Annotated in this window: 20 protein-coding genes; 14 read left to right on the forward strand and 6 right to left on the reverse strand. The window is 74.9% G+C overall.

Translation table 11 applies throughout. The features are described 5' to 3' along the window. The first annotated feature begins 34 nt into the window (after positions 1–34). The gene (locus O7598_RS12220; RefSeq protein ID WP_091055989.1) at positions 35–805 is read left to right on the forward strand and encodes a DUF5995 family protein; all 771 of its coding nucleotides are present in this window, start codon (positions 35–37) and stop codon (positions 803–805) included. A 123-nt stretch (positions 806–928) separates the two neighbouring features. Continuing rightward, positions 929–3,025: an amino acid transporter gene (locus O7598_RS12225; protein WP_269691447.1), complete on the forward strand. Its 2,097-nt coding sequence runs from the start codon at positions 929–931 to the stop codon at positions 3,023–3,025. Between the two features lie 192 nt (positions 3,026–3,217). Here O7598_RS12225 and O7598_RS12230 read toward each other — a convergent pair whose 3' ends face one another. The 5 genes from O7598_RS12230 to O7598_RS12250 all read right to left on the reverse strand — a co-directional run bounded on the left by O7598_RS12230 (position 3,218) and on the right by O7598_RS12250 (position 7,518). Further along, the gene (locus O7598_RS12230; protein ID WP_091055994.1) at positions 3,218–3,424 is read right to left on the reverse strand and encodes a hypothetical protein; all 207 of its coding nucleotides are present in this window, start codon (positions 3,422–3,424) and stop codon (positions 3,218–3,220) included. Between the two features lie 116 nt (positions 3,425–3,540). Then, complete coding sequence (locus O7598_RS12235; protein WP_269691448.1) at positions 3,541–4,743, reverse strand: low temperature requirement protein A; 1,203 nt, start codon at positions 4,741–4,743, stop codon at positions 3,541–3,543. Positions 4,744–4,908: 165 nt separating this feature from the next. Then, complete coding sequence (locus tag O7598_RS12240; protein ID WP_269691449.1) at positions 4,909–6,021, reverse strand: helix-hairpin-helix domain-containing protein; 1,113 nt, start codon at positions 6,019–6,021, stop codon at positions 4,909–4,911. Between the two features lie 211 nt (positions 6,022–6,232). Continuing rightward, positions 6,233–6,580 carry a TcmI family type II polyketide cyclase gene (locus tag O7598_RS12245; protein ID WP_269691450.1) on the reverse strand — a complete coding sequence of 116 codons (348 nt, stop codon included), beginning with the start codon at positions 6,578–6,580 and terminating at the stop codon, positions 6,233–6,235. 98 nt (positions 6,581–6,678) lie between these two features. Further along, positions 6,679–7,518: an AfsR/SARP family transcriptional regulator gene (locus O7598_RS12250; protein ID WP_442929852.1), complete on the reverse strand. Its 840-nt coding sequence runs from the start codon at positions 7,516–7,518 to the stop codon at positions 6,679–6,681. Positions 7,519–7,950: 432 nt separating this feature from the next. Between O7598_RS12250 and O7598_RS12255 the strand changes: the two genes are divergently transcribed. From O7598_RS12255 to O7598_RS12290, 8 genes are read left to right on the forward strand one after another with little or no spacing between them, the layout of a single operon-like run. Continuing rightward, positions 7,951–8,313: a TcmI family type II polyketide cyclase gene (locus tag O7598_RS12255; RefSeq protein ID WP_269691452.1), complete on the forward strand. Its 363-nt coding sequence runs from the start codon at positions 7,951–7,953 to the stop codon at positions 8,311–8,313. Continuing rightward, positions 8,310–10,067 (forward strand): acetyl-CoA carboxylase carboxyltransferase subunit alpha, encoded by a 1,758-nt coding sequence (locus O7598_RS12260; RefSeq protein ID WP_269691453.1) that lies wholly within the window; start codon positions 8,310–8,312, stop codon positions 10,065–10,067. The genes O7598_RS12255 and O7598_RS12260 overlap by 4 nt, the downstream gene beginning before the upstream one ends. Next, complete coding sequence (gene accB / locus O7598_RS12265) at positions 10,067–10,543, forward strand: acetyl-CoA carboxylase biotin carboxyl carrier protein (RefSeq protein WP_269691454.1); 477 nt, start codon at positions 10,067–10,069, stop codon at positions 10,541–10,543. The genes O7598_RS12260 and accB overlap by 1 nt, the downstream gene beginning before the upstream one ends. Beyond that, positions 10,543–12,039 (forward strand): acetyl-CoA carboxylase biotin carboxylase subunit, encoded by a 1,497-nt coding sequence (locus O7598_RS12270; RefSeq protein ID WP_269691455.1) that lies wholly within the window; start codon positions 10,543–10,545, stop codon positions 12,037–12,039. Before accB ends, O7598_RS12270 begins: the two co-directional genes overlap by 1 nt. Next, positions 12,036–12,731, forward strand: coding sequence for an SRPBCC family protein (locus O7598_RS12275; RefSeq protein ID WP_269691456.1), 696 nt, complete (start codon positions 12,036–12,038; stop codon positions 12,729–12,731). The genes O7598_RS12270 and O7598_RS12275 overlap by 4 nt, the downstream gene beginning before the upstream one ends. Continuing rightward, positions 12,728–13,138, forward strand: coding sequence for a cupin domain-containing protein (locus tag O7598_RS12280; RefSeq protein WP_269691457.1), 411 nt, complete (start codon positions 12,728–12,730; stop codon positions 13,136–13,138). Before O7598_RS12275 ends, O7598_RS12280 begins: the two co-directional genes overlap by 4 nt. After that, positions 13,135–14,406, forward strand: a complete 1,272-nt coding sequence (locus O7598_RS12285) for a beta-ketoacyl-[acyl-carrier-protein] synthase family protein (protein ID WP_269691458.1) — start codon at positions 13,135–13,137, stop codon at positions 14,404–14,406. The genes O7598_RS12280 and O7598_RS12285 overlap by 4 nt, the downstream gene beginning before the upstream one ends. Then, the gene (locus O7598_RS12290) at positions 14,403–15,650 is read left to right on the forward strand and encodes a beta-ketoacyl synthase N-terminal-like domain-containing protein (protein ID WP_269691459.1); all 1,248 of its coding nucleotides are present in this window, start codon (positions 14,403–14,405) and stop codon (positions 15,648–15,650) included. Before O7598_RS12285 ends, O7598_RS12290 begins: the two co-directional genes overlap by 4 nt. A gap of 107 nt (positions 15,651–15,757) precedes the next feature. Here O7598_RS12290 and O7598_RS12295 read toward each other — a convergent pair whose 3' ends face one another. Further along, a complete protein-coding gene (locus O7598_RS12295; RefSeq protein WP_269691460.1) occupies positions 15,758–15,886 on the reverse strand; it encodes a hypothetical protein in 129 nt (42 codons plus the stop codon). A gap of 356 nt (positions 15,887–16,242) precedes the next feature. Between O7598_RS12295 and O7598_RS12300 the strand changes: the two genes are divergently transcribed. The 4 genes from O7598_RS12300 to O7598_RS12315 all read left to right on the forward strand — a co-directional run bounded on the left by O7598_RS12300 (position 16,243) and on the right by O7598_RS12315 (position 19,429). Further along, the gene (locus O7598_RS12300; protein WP_269694850.1) at positions 16,243–17,580 is read left to right on the forward strand and encodes a class I adenylate-forming enzyme family protein; all 1,338 of its coding nucleotides are present in this window, start codon (positions 16,243–16,245) and stop codon (positions 17,578–17,580) included. A 217-nt stretch (positions 17,581–17,797) separates the two neighbouring features. Next, entirely contained in the window at positions 17,798–18,061 is a 264-nt protein-coding gene (locus O7598_RS12305; protein WP_091056030.1) for an acyl carrier protein, read from the forward strand. Next, complete coding sequence (locus tag O7598_RS12310; protein ID WP_269691461.1) at positions 18,061–18,306, forward strand: acyl carrier protein; 246 nt, start codon at positions 18,061–18,063, stop codon at positions 18,304–18,306. The genes O7598_RS12305 and O7598_RS12310 overlap by 1 nt, the downstream gene beginning before the upstream one ends. Beyond that, positions 18,299–19,429, forward strand: a complete 1,131-nt coding sequence (locus O7598_RS12315; protein ID WP_269691462.1) for a beta-ketoacyl-[acyl-carrier-protein] synthase family protein — start codon at positions 18,299–18,301, stop codon at positions 19,427–19,429. The genes O7598_RS12310 and O7598_RS12315 overlap by 8 nt, the downstream gene beginning before the upstream one ends. The last annotated feature ends 73 nt before the right edge of the window (positions 19,430–19,502 follow it).

Consider the following 19,502-nt stretch of genomic DNA (forward strand, 5'->3'; position numbering starts at 1 on the left):
CGTCGTGGGGGACGCCGACCATCGTGGAGGAGAGATGACCGAACCGGTCTGGGGTCCCGTGCATCAGGACATCGTCGGGTTGCTCGCCGACCACCCCGCCGACGTGCCGGCGGTCGTCGACCATCTGACGAAGCTGCAGGACCTGCTGGTCCGGCTCCCGCCGTTGGAGGCGAGCTGCCCGCTGGCCGACTTCAACAAGCTCTACCTGGTCATCACCAGCACGGTGCTGGACGGCCTCTACGAGGACCGGTTCGTCGACCCGGCGTTCCTGGCCCGGCTCGACGTGGACTTCGCCGCCCGCTACTTCGAGGCGCTGCGGTTCTGGACCGACTCCAGCCCGAGCACGCCGCGGGCGTGGTCGTGCCTGTTCAAGCGGATGCGTGGCCCGGACGCCCGACCGCTGCCGTCGGCCGCCGCGGGCGTCAACGCGCACATCAACTACGACCTGCCGTTCGCGTTGGTGACCACGCTGGAGAGCCTGGAGTCGGAGCCGGTCGACGGCAGCGACCAGCACCGCGACTACCTGGAGATCAACAAGATCTTCGCGGAGCGGATCCCGGAGCTGCGGCGGGGCTACCTGGACCACTGGCAACTCATGATCGACATGGTCAACGGCGACATCGACGACTGGTACCAGGGCGAGCTGGTGGAATACACCCGCAACGTGGCCTGGCGCAACGCCCAGAAGATCTGGCGCTGCCGCCACGACCCGGACGCCCGCGAGTGTGAGCGGACGCGGCTGGACGACAACGCCGCGCTGCTCGGCCGGCTGCTGCTGTCGCCCCTGGGGGCGTTCCTGCAGTAGCCGGGACGGGGGGTCCCCGTGTCCCGCCGTCCGGGCGCGGGACACGGGGACGCCGTCCCACTCGTCGCTGGTTCGATCGGCATTCGGCCGGGTCGTGACCCGGCTACCGCCTACCGTCGGGTCATGGCGCAGGCACGGGACGGGGAGCAGCCCCGGCGTACGCGGGACCGGCGCCGCGAGGCGCACGCCGCCGCCGCGGCCCGGGCCGGTCGCCACGCCGAGCCCGGCGACGGGGCCGGGCGGGCACCGTGCGCGCTGCCGGATCGGGTGGAGACGCCGGCCCGGCCGGCGGTGCCCGCGGACCGGCTGCACCGGTGGCTGTTCCAGCACCGGGTCGAGCCGGTCGGCCCGGAGGTACGGGAACACCAGACCCGGGCGCACCCGTGGTGGCAGGTGATGTGCCTGACCGGGGTCGACTACTTCTCCACCCTCTCCTACCTGCCAGGCATCGCCGCCGTCGCGGCCGGCGCGCTCAGCCCGCTGGCGACCCTGCTCATCGTGGCGCTGACCCTGCTCGGGATGCTGCCCATGTATCGGCGGGTGGCCCGGGAGAGCCCGCACGGGCAGGGCTCGGTGGCGATGCTGGAGCGGCTGCTGCCGTTCTGGCGGGGCAAGGTCTTCGTGCTGGTGCTGCTCGGCTTCGTGGCCACCTCGTGGATCATCACGATCACGCTCTCCGCCGCCGACGCCAGCGTGCACCTGCTGGAGAACCCGATCCTGCCCCGGTCGTTCCCGCACGACACCACCGCCGCGGTGGCGGTCACCGTGGTGCTGCTGCTGGTGCTCGGCGGCGTGTTCCTGCTCGGCTTCAGCGAGGCCGTCCAGGTCGCCATCCCGCTGGTGGCGGTCTTCCTCGCGCTGAACGCGGTGGTCGTGGTCGCCGGGCTGGCCGACGTCGCCGCCGACCCGGGCGTGCTGGGCGACTGGACCGGCCGGCTGACCCGGGTCGGCGGCGCCGGCGACGTGCTGGCCACCAGCGTGCTCGCCTTCCCGCTGCTGGTGCTGGGCCTGTCCGGCTTCGAGACCGGGGTGAGCATGATGCCGCTGGTCCGAGGCGACGGCGAGGACCCGGAACGGCGGCTGGCCGCCCGGATCCGCAGCACCCGCCGGCTGCTCACCACCGCCGCGCTGATCATGTCGGTCTACCTGGTGGCGACCACGTTCGTCACCACCGTGCTGATCCCGCCGGACGCGTTCGCCCCCGGCGGGCCGGCCAACGGCCGGGCGCTGGCGTACCTGGCGCACGAGCGCCTCGGTGAGGCCTTCGGCACCGTGTACGACATCAGCAGCGTGCTCATCCTCTGGTTCGCCGGCGCCTCGGCGATGGCCGGGCTGATCAACATCGTGCCGCGCTACCTGCCGTCGTACGGGATGGCACCGGAGTGGGGGCGGGCCGTCCGGCCGGTGGTGCTGGTCTACACCGCGATCAGCATCGCCATCACTGTCGCGTTCTCCGCCGACGTCAACGCCCAGGCCGGCGCGTACGCCACCGGCATCCTGGCCATGATGGTCTCCGGCGCGATCGCGGTGACCATCTCGGCGCTGCGCGCCCGGCACCGGGTCGCCGCCGCCGGGTTCGCGCTGCTCACCGCCGTGCTGCTGTACGCGCTGGCGGAGAACGTGGTGGAGAAGCCGGACGGCATCACCATCTCCGGTTTCTTCATCGCCGGGATCGTCGCGGTGTCGCTGATCTCCCGGGTCACCCGCACCACGGAGCTGCGCGCCGAGCGGATCGAGTTCGACGGGCCGGCCCGCCGGTTCGTCGACGAGTCCGTCGCCCGGGACGGGCGGCTGCACCTGATCGCCAACAAGCGGCAGAGCGGGTCGGTGAAGGAGTACCGGGTCAAGGAGCGGGCCCAGCGGTCGATGAACCCGGTTCCCGGCGCCGCCGACGTGATCTTCCTGGAGATCGACGTCAGCGACCCGTCGCAGTTCAGTCAGGTGCTGCGGGTGCACGGGGTGGAGGTGGGCGGATACCGGATCCTGCGGGCCCGCAGCCCGGCCGCGCCGAACGCGATCGCGGCGATCCTGCTCGCGCTGCGTGACGCCACCGGGGTCCGGCCGCACTGCCACTTCGAGTGGTCGGAGGGCAACCCGATCGCGCACCTGCTGCGCTACCTGATCCTGGGGCGCGGCGACACCCCGCCGGTGGTCCGCGAGATCATCCGCAAGTCGGAGCCCGACCCCACCCGCCGACCCGGCATCCACGTGGGTGGTTGAGGTGTAAGGAGGGGCCCCCTGTTAACGCCTCCGGTAGAGAAGGGTCCCCTTCTCACGCCGACGCCGATAACCCAGCCTCCTAGGACGCCTTAGCGGGGTGGCGGGGTGAACGTGGGATACGGAACGGCCCGCGCTCGCTGGGCGGGCGCGGGCCGGGGAAGTGCAGGAGGTACGGGTACGGAGCGCGGCGGCCTACTTGGACGGCTCCGGCAGCTTGCAGTCGATCTTCGGGTTGGCGCCGATGTAGTTCAGCGGACCGGCCACGATGGTGACGAGGATCGTGCCCGCCTCCGCGCAGTTGGTCTCGTCGTTGCCGTAGTAGCCGCGCTGCCCGGCCGCGATGGCGCCGATGATGAGCCAGATGACGACCAGGACGCCGAATATCGAGGTGCCGCGCATCAGTTGCCTCCACTGGGGTTGTGGTGGATTCGAGGTGGAGGGCATGTACCCCGCGCGGGTGATCCGCCAAACGGCGCACCGCCGCGGCGCGGCCGATTCCGATTACCGGTGGCGGCTCAGTGCGGTGGCATCGGCTCCTCGGGCGGACGGCCCCGACTTCGCCGGTGGTCGGCAGCGGCCACCCCGGCCAGCACCAGCATCGCCCCGAGGGAGGCGTACACCGGCGCCAGGAACACCAGCGCCGGCGCGACGCAGAGCAGCGCCAGCACGCCACCGGGGCGCGACGGCGACACCCGGCTGAAGACCTCGTACTCGAAGGCCGCCCGACCGGCCAGGAACAGCGCCGGTCCGCCGAGGATGACCGCCAGCCAGGCCGGCGGGGTGTGTCCGGTCGGCTCCAGCAGCACCAGGTCGAAGCCGGCCGCGGTGGTCACCACCCCGGCCACCATCAGCAGGTGGGTGTACGGGGCGGTGTTCAGGAACTTGCTCGGCTGGTTCGACCGCGCGATGGCGTCCGGCAGCAGCTCACCGGACTTGTGCACGTAGACGCGCCAGAGCAGCAGCGTGGTGCCGAACGCGGTGGTGAACGCGGCGATGTTCTCCACCTCGGAGTGGTGCAGGCTGAACACGGTGCCGGAGACCAGCACCGCGTCGCCCAGCGCGATGATGAAGAACTGCTGGTAGCGCTCGGAGAGGTGCTCGGCGGTCACGTTGCGCTGGGCGTCCGGCACGGCGCCCAGGCCGGGCACCGGGTAGGCGAGCCGGAACCCCAGATAGTCGATGGCCAGCGCGCCGGCCCAGAACCACAGCCGGGCGTTGTCGTGCGCGGCGACCGCCCCGACCAGCCAGGGCACCGCCGACACCGCGAACCAGACGAAGATCCGGATGGCGCGGCGGCGGGTCTGCGGGTGACGCCGGACCGCCGGCATGAGGAACAGCCCGCGTCCGAGATGGATCGCCACGTACGTGCCGGCGAAGACCAGCCCACGGGCGCCGAACGCCTCCGGGATGGCGGTGGTCATCAGCAGCGCGCCGAACATCACCGCCACCACCAGCAGTTTGATCTCGGCGCGCTGCGGATCGTAGAGATCGGTGACCAGCGTGGTGATCGCCCACGTCCACCAGATGGCCATCAACATGATCAGCGATTCGGCGGCGCGCCCCCAGCCGACCCCGTCGATCAGGTAGCGGGAGACCAGGGCGAGCGCCACCACGTACACCAGGTCGAAGAAGAGTTCCAGCAGCGTCACCCGGCGCGGCGCCTCGGGATCGCGGACCGGGGGGCGCGGGCCGGCGGGGTCCGGTGTCGCGGTGGGCACGAGCTGCTCCCTGCGGTGGCGGATCGTGCGGTGAGGCCGTTCCGCCCCTGCACCGACCGTAACCACGCCCGTGCGTGCCCGTCGGCCTTTCGGCATTCCGACGTCCGGGAACGGAACGGGCCGGTGGCGACCGACGGTCGCCACCGGCCCGGAATCCGGTACGGGCTACTCGGCGCCGGCCGGGAGCACCTGCTCGGCCTCGCTCCGGGCGCCGGCCAGCACCTTCGCCTGCTGCGGCCAGGTGGCCAGCCCGGGCGCGGCGCGTAGGCCGGCGGCCTTCACGGTCTCCCGCAGCGCGGCCTCGTCCAGGTCGGCCAGTTGCCGGTAGGTGCGGATGCCGGCCTCCTGGAGCGCGGCGGCCAGCTTCGGCCCGATGCCCTGGATGCGGCGGAAGTCGTCCGGGCCGGCGTTCTCCGCCGAGGTCCGGGGCGCCGGAACGACCGGCGTGGCCGCCGGCTCGCCGGCGGCCGAGGTGGCCGGCTCCCCCACCACGCCGGCGGGTGCCGGCGTCGTGTCGGTCGGCTCCGCCAGCGCGCCGGCGGGTGCCGGCGTCGCGTCGGTCGGCGCGGGAGCGGCGGCGACGGGCTCGGCGGGTACGGGCTCCAGGTCGGTCGCCGGCGTGGCCGGCAGCGGCTCGGCGACCGGGTCGGCAGCCGCGCCGGCCGGCTCGGCGGTGTCGACCGCCTGCGCCGGGTGCGACAAGCCGGCGCCGACGGGCTCCGCCGCGGTGGCCGGCTCCGGATCGGCGGCGGTGGCCGGCCCGGCCGTGCTGGCGACCGGCTCGGTCGCGGCGGCGACGGGCTCGGCGGCGGCGACGGGCTCGGCGGTGGCGACGGGCTCGGCGGTGGTGGCCGGCTCGGCCTCGACGACCGGCTCCGTCGAACCGGCGGTGGCCGGCTCGGGAGTGGTGGTCGGCTCGGGATCGAGGGCCGGCTCCGTCGAACCGGCGGTGGCCGGCTCGGTCGTGGAAGCGGGCTCGGCCTCGGCGGTGACGACGACCGGCTCGGCGGGGGCGGGGTCGGACTCGGGGGTGGTGTCCACCTCGGCCGGGGCCGGCCGGTCGGTCACGGCGGCGGGCGCCGGCGTCTCGTCGACCACCGCTGCCGGGCGCGGTTCGTCGACGGTGGCGGTCACCTCGGTGGCCGGGGCGGTGGCACCCTCCACGGTGGGCGTCGACGCGCCGGCGCCGGTCCGGCGGCCGGACACCGCCCAGCCGATACCGACTCCGATGAGCAGGGCCAGGATCACGAGCAGCCACTGCCCGAAGCTCGACGGCATGGCCAACCTCCTTCTATGTACGTGCACGACGGTCACGAGAAAGCTCGGGGCAGCTTCGCACACGTGCGCGCGGGGCGACAGGCAGGTCGGCGGTGGGACGTGCGGGTGGGACCGGCCGGTGGCCGGAGGATGACCGTGGGTGGGGGAGGGCGCCCCGGGACCTGGTGCCGTGCGCGGTCCCGGGGCGCCCCCGTCGGTGGCCCGTGGCCGGTCAGCGGATCCGGTCGGGCGTGGGGGTGTCGGCGGAGTCCCAGCTGTAGAAGCAGCCGGCCACCGCGTCGCGGGGCGAGTGCCAGGTCGGCAGGTACGGCGCGGTGTGCGCGGACAGCCGTTCGTTGACGTGTGCGTAGAGCGGGTGGTCGCGCAGCTCGGCGGCCAGATCCGGCGCCACGTCGACGGTCTCCATCAGATGGACGCACAGGTCGTGCAGGTAGTAGAGCGACCGGTGCCGGACGCCGGTGAGCCGGGGCAGTTCGGTCGCGTCGGACTCGGCGAAGATCTGTGCCACCCGGCCCTGCGAGCCGGGCACGATCCGGCTGACCACCAACAGTCGACTCATCGCAGTCCCCTTCCGCCGCGCTGCCGCCGCGTCGCCCCCGGGCCGGGCGGCGGCGGTCGTCGTACCGTCACCGTGGCGGTGCGGGTGTCACCTTGCCGTCACGGCGTACCCCTGGGCATTGATGGCGGTGGCGAGGTCGCGCCGCGCGGATGCGGCGCCGGGCGGCGCGGCGCGGCGCCGGTGGCCGGGCCGGCGCGGCGCGTCGGCGGCTCCGGGCGGCTGGCCCGGCGGATCGGGGCGAGGGTGTCGTCGAGCAGGGCGGTCATGGCTGGGGACGGTTCCAGGCGCAGCTCGCGCAGGAGCAGGTCGCGGTAGACGTAGAAGGAGTGCACCGCCTCGAACGCGTTGCCCTCGGCGAGGTGGATGCGGACGACCAGGCGGTGCGGGGTCTCCCGCAGCGGCTCGGCCGCCATCGCCTCCAGCGCCGCTTCGAGGGCCTCGCCGTGGCGCCCGGCGACGAGGTGGTTGCCGGCCAGCTCCTCCAGCATGTGCAGGCGCAGTTGGCGCAGTCGCTCCCGTTCCAGCAGCACCCAGTCGTCGTACCAGCCGGGGAGCAGGTCGTGCCGGCCGGCGCCGGTGACGCCGCGGGGGACCGCGCCCTCGCGGACCCGGGCGGCGGCCTCGACCAGCTGGTCGGTGTCGAGGTGGACGGTGGGGTCGAGGCGGACGGTGTCGCCGTCGGTGCGCAGCGGACAGCACGGGTCCTGGCGCAGCCGCCAGAGCGCAGTACGCAGCGAGGACAGCGCCCGTTCCTCGGGGTTCTCCGGCCAGAGCAGGCCGGCGAGGTGGCTGCGGGTGGCGCCCGGGCGCAGCCCGATCAGCGCGATGACGCGTTGCAGGCCGCGGGGCACCACCACCGGCGTGCCGTCGTGCAGCAGCTGGAAACCGCCGAGCAGGTGCAGTGCCACCCGGGGGGCGTGGTCTCCCGCCGTCGGCATCCTCGATCCACCGGACACGGCGCACCCCCCACCGCCGGGCACCTGGGTCCCGACTGTCCTGTCTGCCCGGATTCTCGCCCTCGACCCCGGTGTCGGAACGTCTCCGCCGCGGTGGTCGAACGCGCGCCGTGGCCGGGTCGATCGGAACGGAGAATATCAACGTCTGTTACTCTCAGTCAACGTCCCCGGCCGCCGTTGACGCTCCGTAGCGGATTCGTAAGTCCCCTGTGATCTGCGAAAAAGTGTCGTCAACCGAGAGCGGAAGTGGATCTTCGCATAGCCCACGCACAGTTTGCGTCAACGCAGCGTCACCATCCTGGCGGGCCGGTGGTGGCCGGTTGACGCCGGGTTGACGCCGCCGGCGGCACCGTGAGCCATCCGTGCGGCGTGACCGGTCCGCCGCGCACCGGGACGTACCAGGGGAGGCCGCGGATGGACCGTTCGCTCATCGTCGCCAAGGTGGTGCCCACCGCCGAGGACCGGGTCGCCGAGATCTTCGCCGAGTCCGACGCGACCGAGCTGCCCGGCCTGGTCGGCGTGCGCCACCGCGCCCTCTACCGGCTGCACGACCTCTACGTGCACCTGCTGGAGACGGAGACACCGACCGAGGGCGCGGTCGAGGACGCCCGCGGGCACCCCGAGTTCGTGCGGATCAGCGAGCGGCTGCGGCCGTACGTCTCGCCGTACCTGGCGACCTGGCGCTCACCCCGCGACGCCATGGCCCACTGCTTCTACCGGTACGACGCCCCGGGACGCCAGGTGCACCCGTACGACGCTGCCGGGCGGCGGCCGTGACCACCACCGCGCCCCGCGACGAGCAGCTCTGGTCGCGGTGCGACGGTTGCGCCTCGCTGCTCTACCGCAAGCGGCTACGCCGCAACCTGGACGTCTGCCCGGAGTGCGGCTCACACGCCCGGCTGGAAGCGCCGGAGCGGGTGGCGCAACTGGTCGACCCGGACTCGTTCGCCCCGCTGCCCGACCGGGCGGTCCGGGTCGACCCGATCGGCTTCGTCGACGCGTTGCCCTATCCGCACCGGCTCGGCGCGGCCCGCGCCGGCACCGGCCTGGACGAGGCGGTGGTCTGCGGCACCGCCCGGCTGGGCGGCCACCCGGTCGCGCTGGCGGTGATGGACTTCCGCTTTCTGGGCGGCAGCCTCGGCTGCGCGGTCGGCGAGCTGATCACCCGCACCGCCGAACGGGCGCTCGCCGACGGCATCCCGCTGGTGCTGGTCACCGCGTCGGGCGGGGCACGGATGCAGGAGGGCGCGCTGTCGCTGATGCAGATGGCCACCGTCAGCCAGGCCCTCGCGGGGCTGCGCGAGGCGGGTCTGCTCACGGTCAGCGTGGTCACCGACCCCACGTACGGCGGGGTGGCCGCGTCGTTCGCCACCAACACCGACGTGGTGCTGGCCGAGAGCGGCGCCCGGCTGGGCTTCGCCGGCCCTCGGGTGATCCGGCAGGTCACCGGCGCGGCGCTGCCGGACGGCTTCCAGACCGCGGAGTACCTGCTGCGGCACGGGCAGGTCGACCTGGTGGTGCCCCGGCACGCCCTGCGGGGCCGGCTGGCCGCGCTGCTCGCCGCCGCCGAGGCCGGTCGCCGTCCGCCGGCCACCGGGCCGGCGCCGCGCCCGTTCGCCGCCGCGTCCCCCGCCGTCGCGCGCCCGGCCCGCGACCCCTGGGAGACGGTACGCACCGCCCGGCACCCCGGCCGACCGACCACGCTGGACTATCTGGAGACCACGTTCGACGGTTTCGTCGAGCTGCACGGCGACCGGCTCGGCGCGGACTGCCCGGCGATCGTCGGTGGCGTGGCCCGCCTCGACGGTCGGCCGGTGATGGTGATCGGCCACCAGAAGGGGCACACCACCGCCGAGCTGGTGGCCCGCAACTTCGGCATGGCCTCCCCGGCCGGGCACCGCAAGGCGCTGCGGCTGATGCGCCTCGCGGCCCGGCTCCGGCTGCCGGTGGTGACGCTCGTGGACACCCCGGGCGCCGACCCGGGGGTGGCCGCCGAGCAGCAGGGTCAGGCCGCGGCGATCGCGGAGAACATCCTCGCGCTGAGCGTGCTGCCCACGCCGGTGGTGGCGGTGGTCACCGGCGAGGGCGGCAGCGGCGGCGCACTGGCCCTCGCCGTCGCCGACCGGGTGCTCATGCTGGAGCACGCGGTCTACTCGGTGATCAGCCCGGAGGGCTGCGCCGCGATCCTGTGGCCGGACAGCTCGGCCGCGCCGCAGGCCGCCCGCGCGCTGCGGCTGACCGGCGCCGACCTGTGCCGGCTCGGCGTGGTCGACGAGCTGGTGCCGGAGCCGCACCCGGCGGCGCACGGCGACCCGGCGGGCGCCGCGGAGCTGCTGGGCCGGGCGGTCGCGGCGAACCTCGCCCCGCTGCTCACGGTCCCCCCGGCCACCCTGGTGCGCCGCCGCCGCCAGCGCTTCCGTCGCTTCGGCGCGGCGCGCTCCGCCGGCCCCTCGCCGGGACCGGCGGCGGGCCGCGTCGCCGCCGAGCCGGGCGGGGGTCCGTCGGCCGGCGGCCGGACGGAGGAGGCGTGATGGCGGACGGCGAGGCCGAACAGCTGCTGGACGGGCTGCGCCGGCAGGCCCACCGGCTGGTCGCCGACCTGGCCGGCCCGGTCCGCCGGGTGCGGCTGCGCAGCGGTGACGCCGCGCTGGAGGTGGAGTGGCACGACCCGGTGCCGGCGCCGCGTGCCGGGCACCCGCCCGCCGGTGAGCCGGTGGCGCGGGCCGACGTGGACACGGCGCCCGCGGCCGACCGGCCGACCGTGCGCTCGCCCGTGGTGGGCACGTTCTACCGGGCCCCGGAGCCGGGCGCCGCGCCGTTCGTCGCCGTCGGCGACCTGGTCCGGCCGGGCCAGGTGATCGGCATCGTGGAGGCGATGAAGCTGATGAACGAGGTGACCGCCGGCCAGGCCGGCCGGGTGGTCGAGGTGCTGGTCGGAGACGGCAAACCGGTCGAGTACGACCAGCCGCTGATCGCGCTGGACCCGGTCGCCGGAGCGGACGCCTGATGTTCGAGAAGGTGCTGATCGCCAACCGGGGCGAGATCGCGTTGCGGGTGCTGCGAGCCTGCCGGGAACTCGGCGTGCGGACGGTGGTGGTGCACTCCAGCGCCGACGCCGACTCGCTGCCGGTGCGGCTGGCCGACGAGGCGGTCCGGATCGGTCCGGCGGCGAGCCGCCGCAGCTACCTCAACGCCGCGGCGATCGTCGAGGCGGCCCGGCAGACCGGCGCTCAGGCGGTGCACCCCGGCTACGGCTTCCTCTCCGAGGACGCCGACTTCGCCGAGATCTGCGCCGAGAACGGTCTGGTCTTCGTCGGCCCGCCGCCGCAGGTGATGGCCGCGCTCGCGGACAAGTCCACCGCCCGGGCGTTGATGAGCCGGGCCGGGCTGCCGCTGCCGCCGGGCAGCGTGCGGACGTCGCCGACCGTGTCCGACGCCCAGGAGGTGGCCGCCGAGGTCGGCTACCCGGTGATCGTCAAGGCCGCCGCCGGCGGAGGCGGGCGGGGGATGACAGTGGTGCGCTCCGCGGCCGAGCTGCCCCGCGCGTACGCCCGCACCCGCGCCGCCGCGCAGGTCGCCTTCGGCGACGACCGGGTGTACGTCGAGCGCTACCTCGCCGACGCCCGCCACGTCGAGGTGCAGGTGCTCTGCGACGACCAGGGCAACGGCGTGCACCTGGGCACCCGGGACTGCTCGGTGCAGCGCCGGCACCAGAAGCTGGTCGAGGAGGCGCCCGCACCGGCGCTGCGGCCGGCCACCCTGGACACCCTCGCCGAGGTGGCCCTGCGCGGCGCGCTGTCGGTCGGCTTCACCGGCGTCGGCACCGTCGAGTTCCTGGTCGACGACGCCGAACGCGCCCACTTCCTGGAGATCAACTGCCGGATCCAGGTGGAGCACCCGGTCACCGAGATGGTCACCGGCGTCGACCTGGTGCGGGAACAGCTGCACGTGGCCGCCGGCGTCCCGCTGCGCCTGCGGCAGTCCGACGTGCGGCTGCACGGGGTGGCGATCGAGTGCCGGGTCAACGTGGAGGACCCGGACCGCGACTTCGCGCCCGCGCCCGGCCGGCTGGACCGCTTCCGGCCACCCGGCGGCCCGTTCACCCGGGTCGACACGCACGGTCACGTCGGCTACCTGGTCAGCCCGCACTACGACTCGCTGCTGGCCAAGGTGGCGGTCTGGGCGCCGGACCGGGACGCCGCGCTGGACCGGCTCGACCGGGCCCTGGCCGAGTTCGACGTGGCCGGTCCCGGGGTCCGCACCACCATCCCGTTCGCCCGGCGGGTGTTGCGCGACCCCGCGTTCCGGGCCGCCCGGCACACCACCGCGCTGGTCGAGCGCCTGCTCGCCCCGCGCCCCGAAACCGCCCCGCGCCCCGAGACCGCCCCGCGCCCCGAGGCCGCGCCCACCGTGCCCGACCCGCGCGCCGAGGCCGACCCGGCCGCCCGTACCCCCGCTCCCGCCGTGCCTGCCGCCGGCCCGACCACCTGGAGGAACCGATGACCCTCGCCCCCGACCGCCCGCTGACCAGCGAGATCACCGAGATCCTGGTGACGCACTGCGGCCTGGACCCGGACGCCGCCGCCGGCGCCCCGGCGGCCAGCCTGGAGGAGCTGGGCATGGACTCGCTGGCGCTGCTCGAACTCGCCGCGGTCGTGGCCGACCGGTACCGGGTGAAGATCCCCGAGCAGGCCGGCGGGCTCAGCATCGCCGGCGTCGCCGACCTGGTCGCCCGCCGGGCGGACCCGCCCGGGCACACCGAGAACGCGGTGGACATCGCCGCGCCGCTGCCGCTGGTCTGGGACGTCACCAACGACGTGGCCCGGTGGACCGAGCTGTTCACCGAGTACGCGGTGGCCGAGATCCTGCACCGCGACGGCGACACGGTCCGCTTCCGGCTCACCATGCACCCGGACGAGAACGGGGTGGCGTGGAGCTGGGTCAGCGAACGCACCGCCGACCCGGCCACCCGGCAGGTGCACGCCCGGCGGGTGGAGACCGGCCCGTTCGAGTACATGCGCATCCACTGGCGTTACGAGGAGATTCCCGGCGGCACCCGGATGACCTGGACCCAGGACTTCGCCATGAAACCCGGGGCCCCGCTGGACAACGTCGGCATGACCGAGCGGATCAACACCAACAGCGCGATCCAGCTCGCCGTGATCAAGGAAAAGATCGAGGGGGCGGCGCGATGACAGACACCACCACGGCCCGGGTCTCCGCGCGCGACGTCCCCGCCGACCGGCGGCGCGGCGGGGAGCTGCGGGTGCTGCTCGGCCCGAAGACCGTCGGCAGCACCTCCGGCTTCATGGGGGTGGCCACGCTCGCGCCGGGGGAGCGGATCGCCGAGCACTACCACCCGTACAGCGAGGAGTTCCTCTACGTCGCGCGCGGCGCCCTCACCGTCGACCTGGACGACCAGCCGGTGCCGGTGGTCGCCGGGGAGGCGCTGTACGTGCCGAAGGACGTCCGGCACCGGCTGCGCAACACCGGCGACGAGCCCGCCGAGGTGGTCTTCCACCTCGGCCCGCTCGCGCCCCGCCCGGAACTCGGCCACGTCGACACCGAGAGCGCCGCCCCACCGCCACGGGAGCCGTCGTGACCGGCCGGCGCACCGTGGTCACCGGGGTCGGGGTGGTGGCGCCCGGCGGCGCCACCCGGGACCGGTTCTGGAAGACCATCACCGAGGGGCGCACCGCCACCCGGCGGATCAGCTTCTTCGACCCGTCGCCGTTCCGCTCGCAGATCGCCGCCGAGTGCGACTTCGACCCCGACGCCGCCGGGATCACCCTGGCCGAGCGGCAACGCGCCGACCGCTACGTGCAGTTCGCGCTCGCCTGCTCCGCCGAGGCGCTCGCCGACAGTGGGCTCACGCTCACCGACGCCGAGCGGGAACGGGCCGGCGTGGTGCTGGGCACCGCCGTCGGCGGCACCATGGCGCTGGAGCAGGAGTACGTCCGGGTCAGCGACTCCGGCCGGCACTGGCTGGTCGACCACACCCTCGGCGGGCCCCACCTCTACCAGGCGCTGGTGCCGAGCAGCCTGGCCGCCGACGTGGCCTGCCGGCACGGCCTGCACGGCCCGGCGCAGGTGGTCTCCACCGGCTGCACCTCCGGCATCGACGCGATCGGGTACGCCCACCAACTCGTCGCCGACGGCGAGGCCGACATCGTGCTGGCCGGCGCGGCGGACTCGCCGATCTCCCCGGTCACCGTCGCCTCGTTCGACGCGATCGGGGCCACCAGCCCGGACAACGACGACCCGGAGCACGCCTCCCGGCCGTTCGACGCCGACCGGCACGGCTTCGTGCTCGCCGAGGGCGCCGCGGTGCTGGTCCTGGAGGAGGCCGAGCACGCCCGCCGCCGGGGCGCGCACGTCTACTGCGAGGTCGCCGGCTACGCCAGCCGCAGCAACGGGTTCCACATGACCGGCCTGCGTCCGGACGGCGCCGAGATGGCGGTGGCCATCACCGACGCGTTGCGCCAGGCCCGGCTCGCCCCGTCGGCCGTGTCGTACGTCAGCGCGCACGGCTCCGGCACCCGGCAGAACGACAGGCACGAGACCGCGGCGTTCAAGCGGGCGCTCGGCCCGACCGCGTACCGGGTGCCGATCAGCTCGATCAAGTCGATGGTCGGGCACTCGCTGGGCGCCATCGGCTCGATCGAGATGGCCGCCTGCGCGCTGGCCATCGAGTACGGCGTGGTCCCGCCCACCGCCAACTGGACCACCCGGGACCCGGAGTGCGACCTGGACTACGTGCCGAACGAGGCCCGCGAGGTGCCGGTGGACGTGGCGCTCTCGGTGGGCAGCGGCTTCGGCGGCTTCCAGTCCGCGATGGTGTTCCGCCGACTCGCGGTGAACGCAGCATGACGGCCCGGGCGGTGGTGACCGGCATCGGCGTGGTCGCGCCCAGCGGCGTCGGCTCGGACGCGCACTGGGCCACCGTGTCGGCCGGCACCCGGCGCACCGGGCCGATCACGCTGTTCGACCCGGCGTCCTACCCGACGCGGGTGGCCGGCGAGGTGGCCGACTTCGACTCGGCCGGGTTCGTCGACGCCCGGCAGCGGGTGCAGACCGACAGATGGAGCCATCTCGGTTTCGCCGCCACCCGGCTGGCGCTGACCGACGCCGGGCTGCCGGAGGTCTCGCCCGACCCGTACCGGTGGGCGGTGACGCTCGCCAGCTCGTCCGGCGGCAACCTGTTCGGCCAGCGGGAGCTGCAACGGCTCTGGGGCGGGCCGACCCGCACCGTCGGGGCGTACCAGTCGATCGCCTGGTTCTACGCGGCGAGCGTCGGCCAGCTGTCGATCCGCCACCAGTTCAAGGGCCCGTCCGGGGTGACCGTGTCCGAGTCGGCGGGCGGGCTGGACAGCCTGGCGCACGCGGTGCGCACCGTGCGGCGGGGCACCCCGGTGGTGATCGCCGGGGCCACCGAGTGTCCGCTGAGCCCGTACGCGCTGGCCTGCCAGCTTCGCTCCGGGCTGCTCAGCGACGTCGCCGACCCGGCCCGTGCGTACCGGCCGTTCGACGCCTCGGCCAGCGGTTACGTGCCGGCCGAGGGAGGCGCCGTGTTCGTGGTGGAGGACCTGGCGCACGCGTTGGACCGGGGCGCCCGCATCTACGGGGAGATCACCGGTTGGGCGGCCACCCACGACGCCGCGCCCACCGACCGCGAGGACGGGCCGGACCCGACCCACTACGCCCGCGCGCTGCGGCTGGCCCTGGAGCGGGCCGCGGTGCGCCCGCACGACGTGGACGTGATCTGGCCGGACGCGCTCGGCGTGCCGGCGTACGACCGGGCCGAGGCGAGCGCGCTGCGTGCCGTGTTCGGCGACCGGACCCCGCCGGTGACCACGCAGAAGCCGTTGACCGGCCGGGCCCACCAGGGCGGGTCGGCGTTGGACGCGGCCACCGCGCTGCTCGCGTTCTCCCGTGGCGTGCTGCCGGTCTCCGCCGGCCCGGAGGAGCCCGCGCCCGGCTGCGAGCTGACGTTCCTGCGCGAGCCGCGCCCGCCGCGCAGCCGGATCGCGCTGGTGGGGGCGCGCGGCTTCGACGGGTTCAACAGCGCGCTGGTGCTGCGCGGCGCCGCGCCACCGCCGACCGCCGGGAGCTGACCCGACCCGGGCCCGGGCGGCGGTCGGGAGTCGCTCCGACGCGCGGCCCTCGGCGGCGGCCGGGAGCGGACCGGCCACCAGCCCGTGCGGTCGCCCGGCCGGGTCGCTCAGTCCTCGCCGTCGGCGCGGCGGCGCAGGTTACGGCCGGCGTCCCGGGCGCGGCCCGGCAGCCAGAACCGGAGGCCGACGAGCGCCACGACCAGCACGACGAGCAGGACCAGGTAGAGACCGCGCATGGCTTCCCCCTCCACGTCGGTGGGCCGCCCCGGCCCGCCGACGTCGGAGTTCCCCGGGCGGCGACCGCCCAACCGTCCGGCCGTCCGCGACACGCGCACGACGGCGCGGCCGGCGGGCCACCAAGCCGGCGTGCGCCCGATCCTGCCTGTCCGATCGAGCCTGAGCAATCCACCCAGCCGCTGTTTTGGATCTAGCCATTTGCATCTGGCGATGCAGAGAAGGCCCGTCGTAGGGTGCCGTGAGCCCATCGGAGAGCGCATCCCGGGGGGCGGGTCTCACGCATCTCTAGGCTGGGCGGTGGCGGGTCGTGACCGGGGCGGAAGATCCACAGTCGACGGCGGGTTGGGTGGACGACATGCTGCTCGCCGGGGCCGCGAGCGACGTCTGTCTGCGCCTCCCCGAACCGGTCGACCGGGGCACGCTGCGCCGGCTGGTCGGCGAGGCGCAGGAACGGCTGACCGGGGCCGGGCTGCGTCGCGGCGGGGCCGCCGCGCTGCGCCTGCCGCCGTCGCTGGCGTACGTGGCGCACCTGCTCGCCACCTGGCGCGCCGGCGGCCAGGCGGTGCTGCTCGACCACCGGCTCACCGACCACGAGGTCGACCGGGCGCTGCACCGGCTCCAACCGCAGGTCGTGGTCGCCCCGGTGCGTTCCGGCAGCGGCGCGCTGCGGGTCTTCGTCGACGTCACCGCCGGAGTGAGCGCCTGGTCCGACCGACCGGCCGGCAGCCCGCACGCGGTGATCCAGCTCAGCTCCGGCTCCACCGGGCCGTCCAAGGTGATCGGTCGCACCGCCGAGGACCTGGTCGCCGAGGTGCGCCGCTACACCGAGATCGACGGGGTGGCCCGTCCCGGCGAGCGGATCATCCTGCTGCCCAGCATGGTGCACGTGCTCGGCCTGGTCGGCGGCCTGCTCTACGGGCTGCACGCCGGCGTCGAGCTGTGCCCGCCGCAGCGGCTCAGCGGCGACGCGGTGCTGGCCGCCGTCGCCGCCCAGGACAGCCCGGCCACCGTGCTCGGCGTGCCGTTCCACATCGGGCTGCTCGCCTCCACCGTGCCCGGTGGGCCGCTGCCGCAGCTCGCCCGGATGACCACCGGCGGCGAGCTGGTGCCCGCCGCGGTCGCCCGAGCCTTCACCGACCGCTACGGCGTCCCGCTGGGCAACATGTACGGGATGACCGAGGTCGGCGTCATCGGCACCGACCTGCACGGGCGCCACCGCCCGGCGATCGCGCCCGCCCCCGGCATCCGGGTGCGGGAGCAGGACGGCGAGCTGTGGGTCAGCTGCCCGGCGAACCCGTACGTCGGGCTCGCCGACCCGACCCGGTGGGCCGACGGCTGGCTGCACACCCGCGACGCCGGCACTGTCGACCCGGAGACCGGGCTGGTGACCATCCGGGGCCGGCTGGACTCGCAGGTGTCGGTGGGCGGCCTGAAGGTCGACCTGACCGAGGTGGAGGCCACCGTCGCCGGGCTGCCCGGGGTCACCGCCGCGGTGGTGGTCTGGGACGACGGGATCAGCGCCTACGTGCAGCACGACGGCGCGTTGACCGAGGACGCGCTGGACCGCCTGCTCGCCGAGCGGCTGGCCGGCTTCAAACGGCCCCGCGCCCTGCACCTGCTGGAGCAGTTGCCGCGCACCACCACCGGCAAGCTGGTCCGCTCCGTACCGGCACTGCGGGACGCGGTCTCGTGACCGGCCCGCTGCGCGACCACGACGACCACCGGGCGCCCGCCGGGCCCCCGGCGTACCCCGATCCCCACCCTGGTCCGGCCGGGCGGCGCGCCACCCGCGCGCCGGCTCCGCCGCCGCGTCAGCTCCCGTGCGACGCCGGCGGCCCGGCCGGTCCCTGAAGGACACGGTGTCCCGACCGGGCACCGGTAACTGTTTCACCGGAAATGAGGTCCCACCCATGCGCGACGAGGTCCGCACCTTCGTCATCGAGCAGCTCGCCGACATGAACTACGACGTCGAGGAGATCGACGACGCCACCACCCTCGGCCCGTCCGGCGTCGACCTGGAGTCGCTGGCGTTGGCCGACCTGGCCGTGCGGGTCGAGGACCGCTACGGGCTGAAGTTCGCCGACGACGAGTCGGAGAAGCTGGCGTTGATGACCGTCGGCGAGTTCACCACCATGGTCGCCGACCGGGCCGCCGCGAACAGCGACCACTCCTGATGTCCGGTCAGCCCGACCTGGGGCGAGCTGACCTGGTGAGCATGCTCGCCGAACTGACCGCGAAACCCGTCGACCAGGTGCCGGACCGGATCGGCTCGATGGAGCTGGCCTGGCTGGTGCACCTCGTCGAACAACGCTACGACCGCCGGCTCGACCTGACCGACGACCAGCTCGCCGGCATCCGCACCGTCGACGACGCGCTGGCGGTGCTCCACACCTCGCTGACCGCTCCCGCAGATGGCTGAGCGGGACTTCGTACGGATCACCGGCACGCACGCGGTCAGCGCCCTGGGCAGGGGCGCCGACGCGCTGCTGGCCGGGGTGCTCACCGGCGCCCCGGCGTTCACCCCGGTGCGCCGTTTCGACACCACCGGCCGTCGGGTCACCGTGGCCGCCACCCTGCCGGAGACCGGCACGCTCGCCGACGAACTCACCGACGCGATCGACCACGTGGTGCGGGTCGCCGGGCTGGGCGCGGCCGACCGGGCGGGCACGGCGCTGTTCCTGGCCACCCACGGCGGGCCGCCCTCGCTGCCCGTACCGGAGGGGGTGGACGAGCCGACGGTGCCGGCGCTCGCCGGTCACTTGGCCGCCCGGTGCGGCCTGGGCGGGCGGACCCGGGTCTACACCACCGCGTGTGTGTCGGCGAGCACCGCGGTCGCCGACGCGGCCGTGCTGATCCGCCGGGGTGACCTGGAGCGGGTCGTGGTGGCGGCCGGCTACCTGGTCGAACCCGACCAGTACGCGCTCTTCGACGCCGGTCGGGCGCTCGCCGCCGACGGGGCGGTACGCCCGTTCAGCGCCGGCCGCACGGGTCTGCTGCTCGGCGACGGGGTGGTGGCGGTGGTGCTGGAGTCGGCCGGCGCCGCCGCCCGACGGGGCGCGGAGACGGTGGCGACGGTGGCCGGGTGGGGCCGGGCCGGGGACGCCTATCACCCGTGTCAGCCGCACCCCGGCGGGGACGGGCTGGCCCGCGCGGTCGACGCGGCGCTGGGTCGCGCCGGGCTGGCCCCGGACGCGGTCGGCTACGTCAACGCCAACGCCACCGGCACCCCGTTCAGCGACGCCTCCGAGGCGGCGGCGCTGACCCGTGTCTTCGGCGACCGGGCCGGGCGGCTGCCGGTCAGCTCCACCAAGTCGGTGCACGGGCACGCGCTGGAGGCGTCCGGGCTGCTCGAACTGGTGGTCACCGTGCTGGCGCTGGGGCACGGCATGCTGCCGCCCACCGCCGGCTGGCTGGCCCCCGACCCGGACTGCCCGCTCGACGTCGTCCGCGACACCCCCCGCCCCGCCGCGACCCCCCACGCCCTGACCCTGAACGCCGCCTTCGGTGGCGCCAACACCGCCCTCCTGGTGAGCACCCCGTGACCGCCCCGCCGCACCACCCCACCCCACCCCCGCGATCTTGCAGTTTCGGCCCCGACAATCCGGGCGAAAGCCC

Origin of the sequence: Micromonospora sp. WMMC241 (assembly GCF_027460165.1) — a bacterium.
Lineage (GTDB): Bacteria > Actinomycetota > Actinomycetes > Mycobacteriales > Micromonosporaceae > Micromonospora > Micromonospora humi.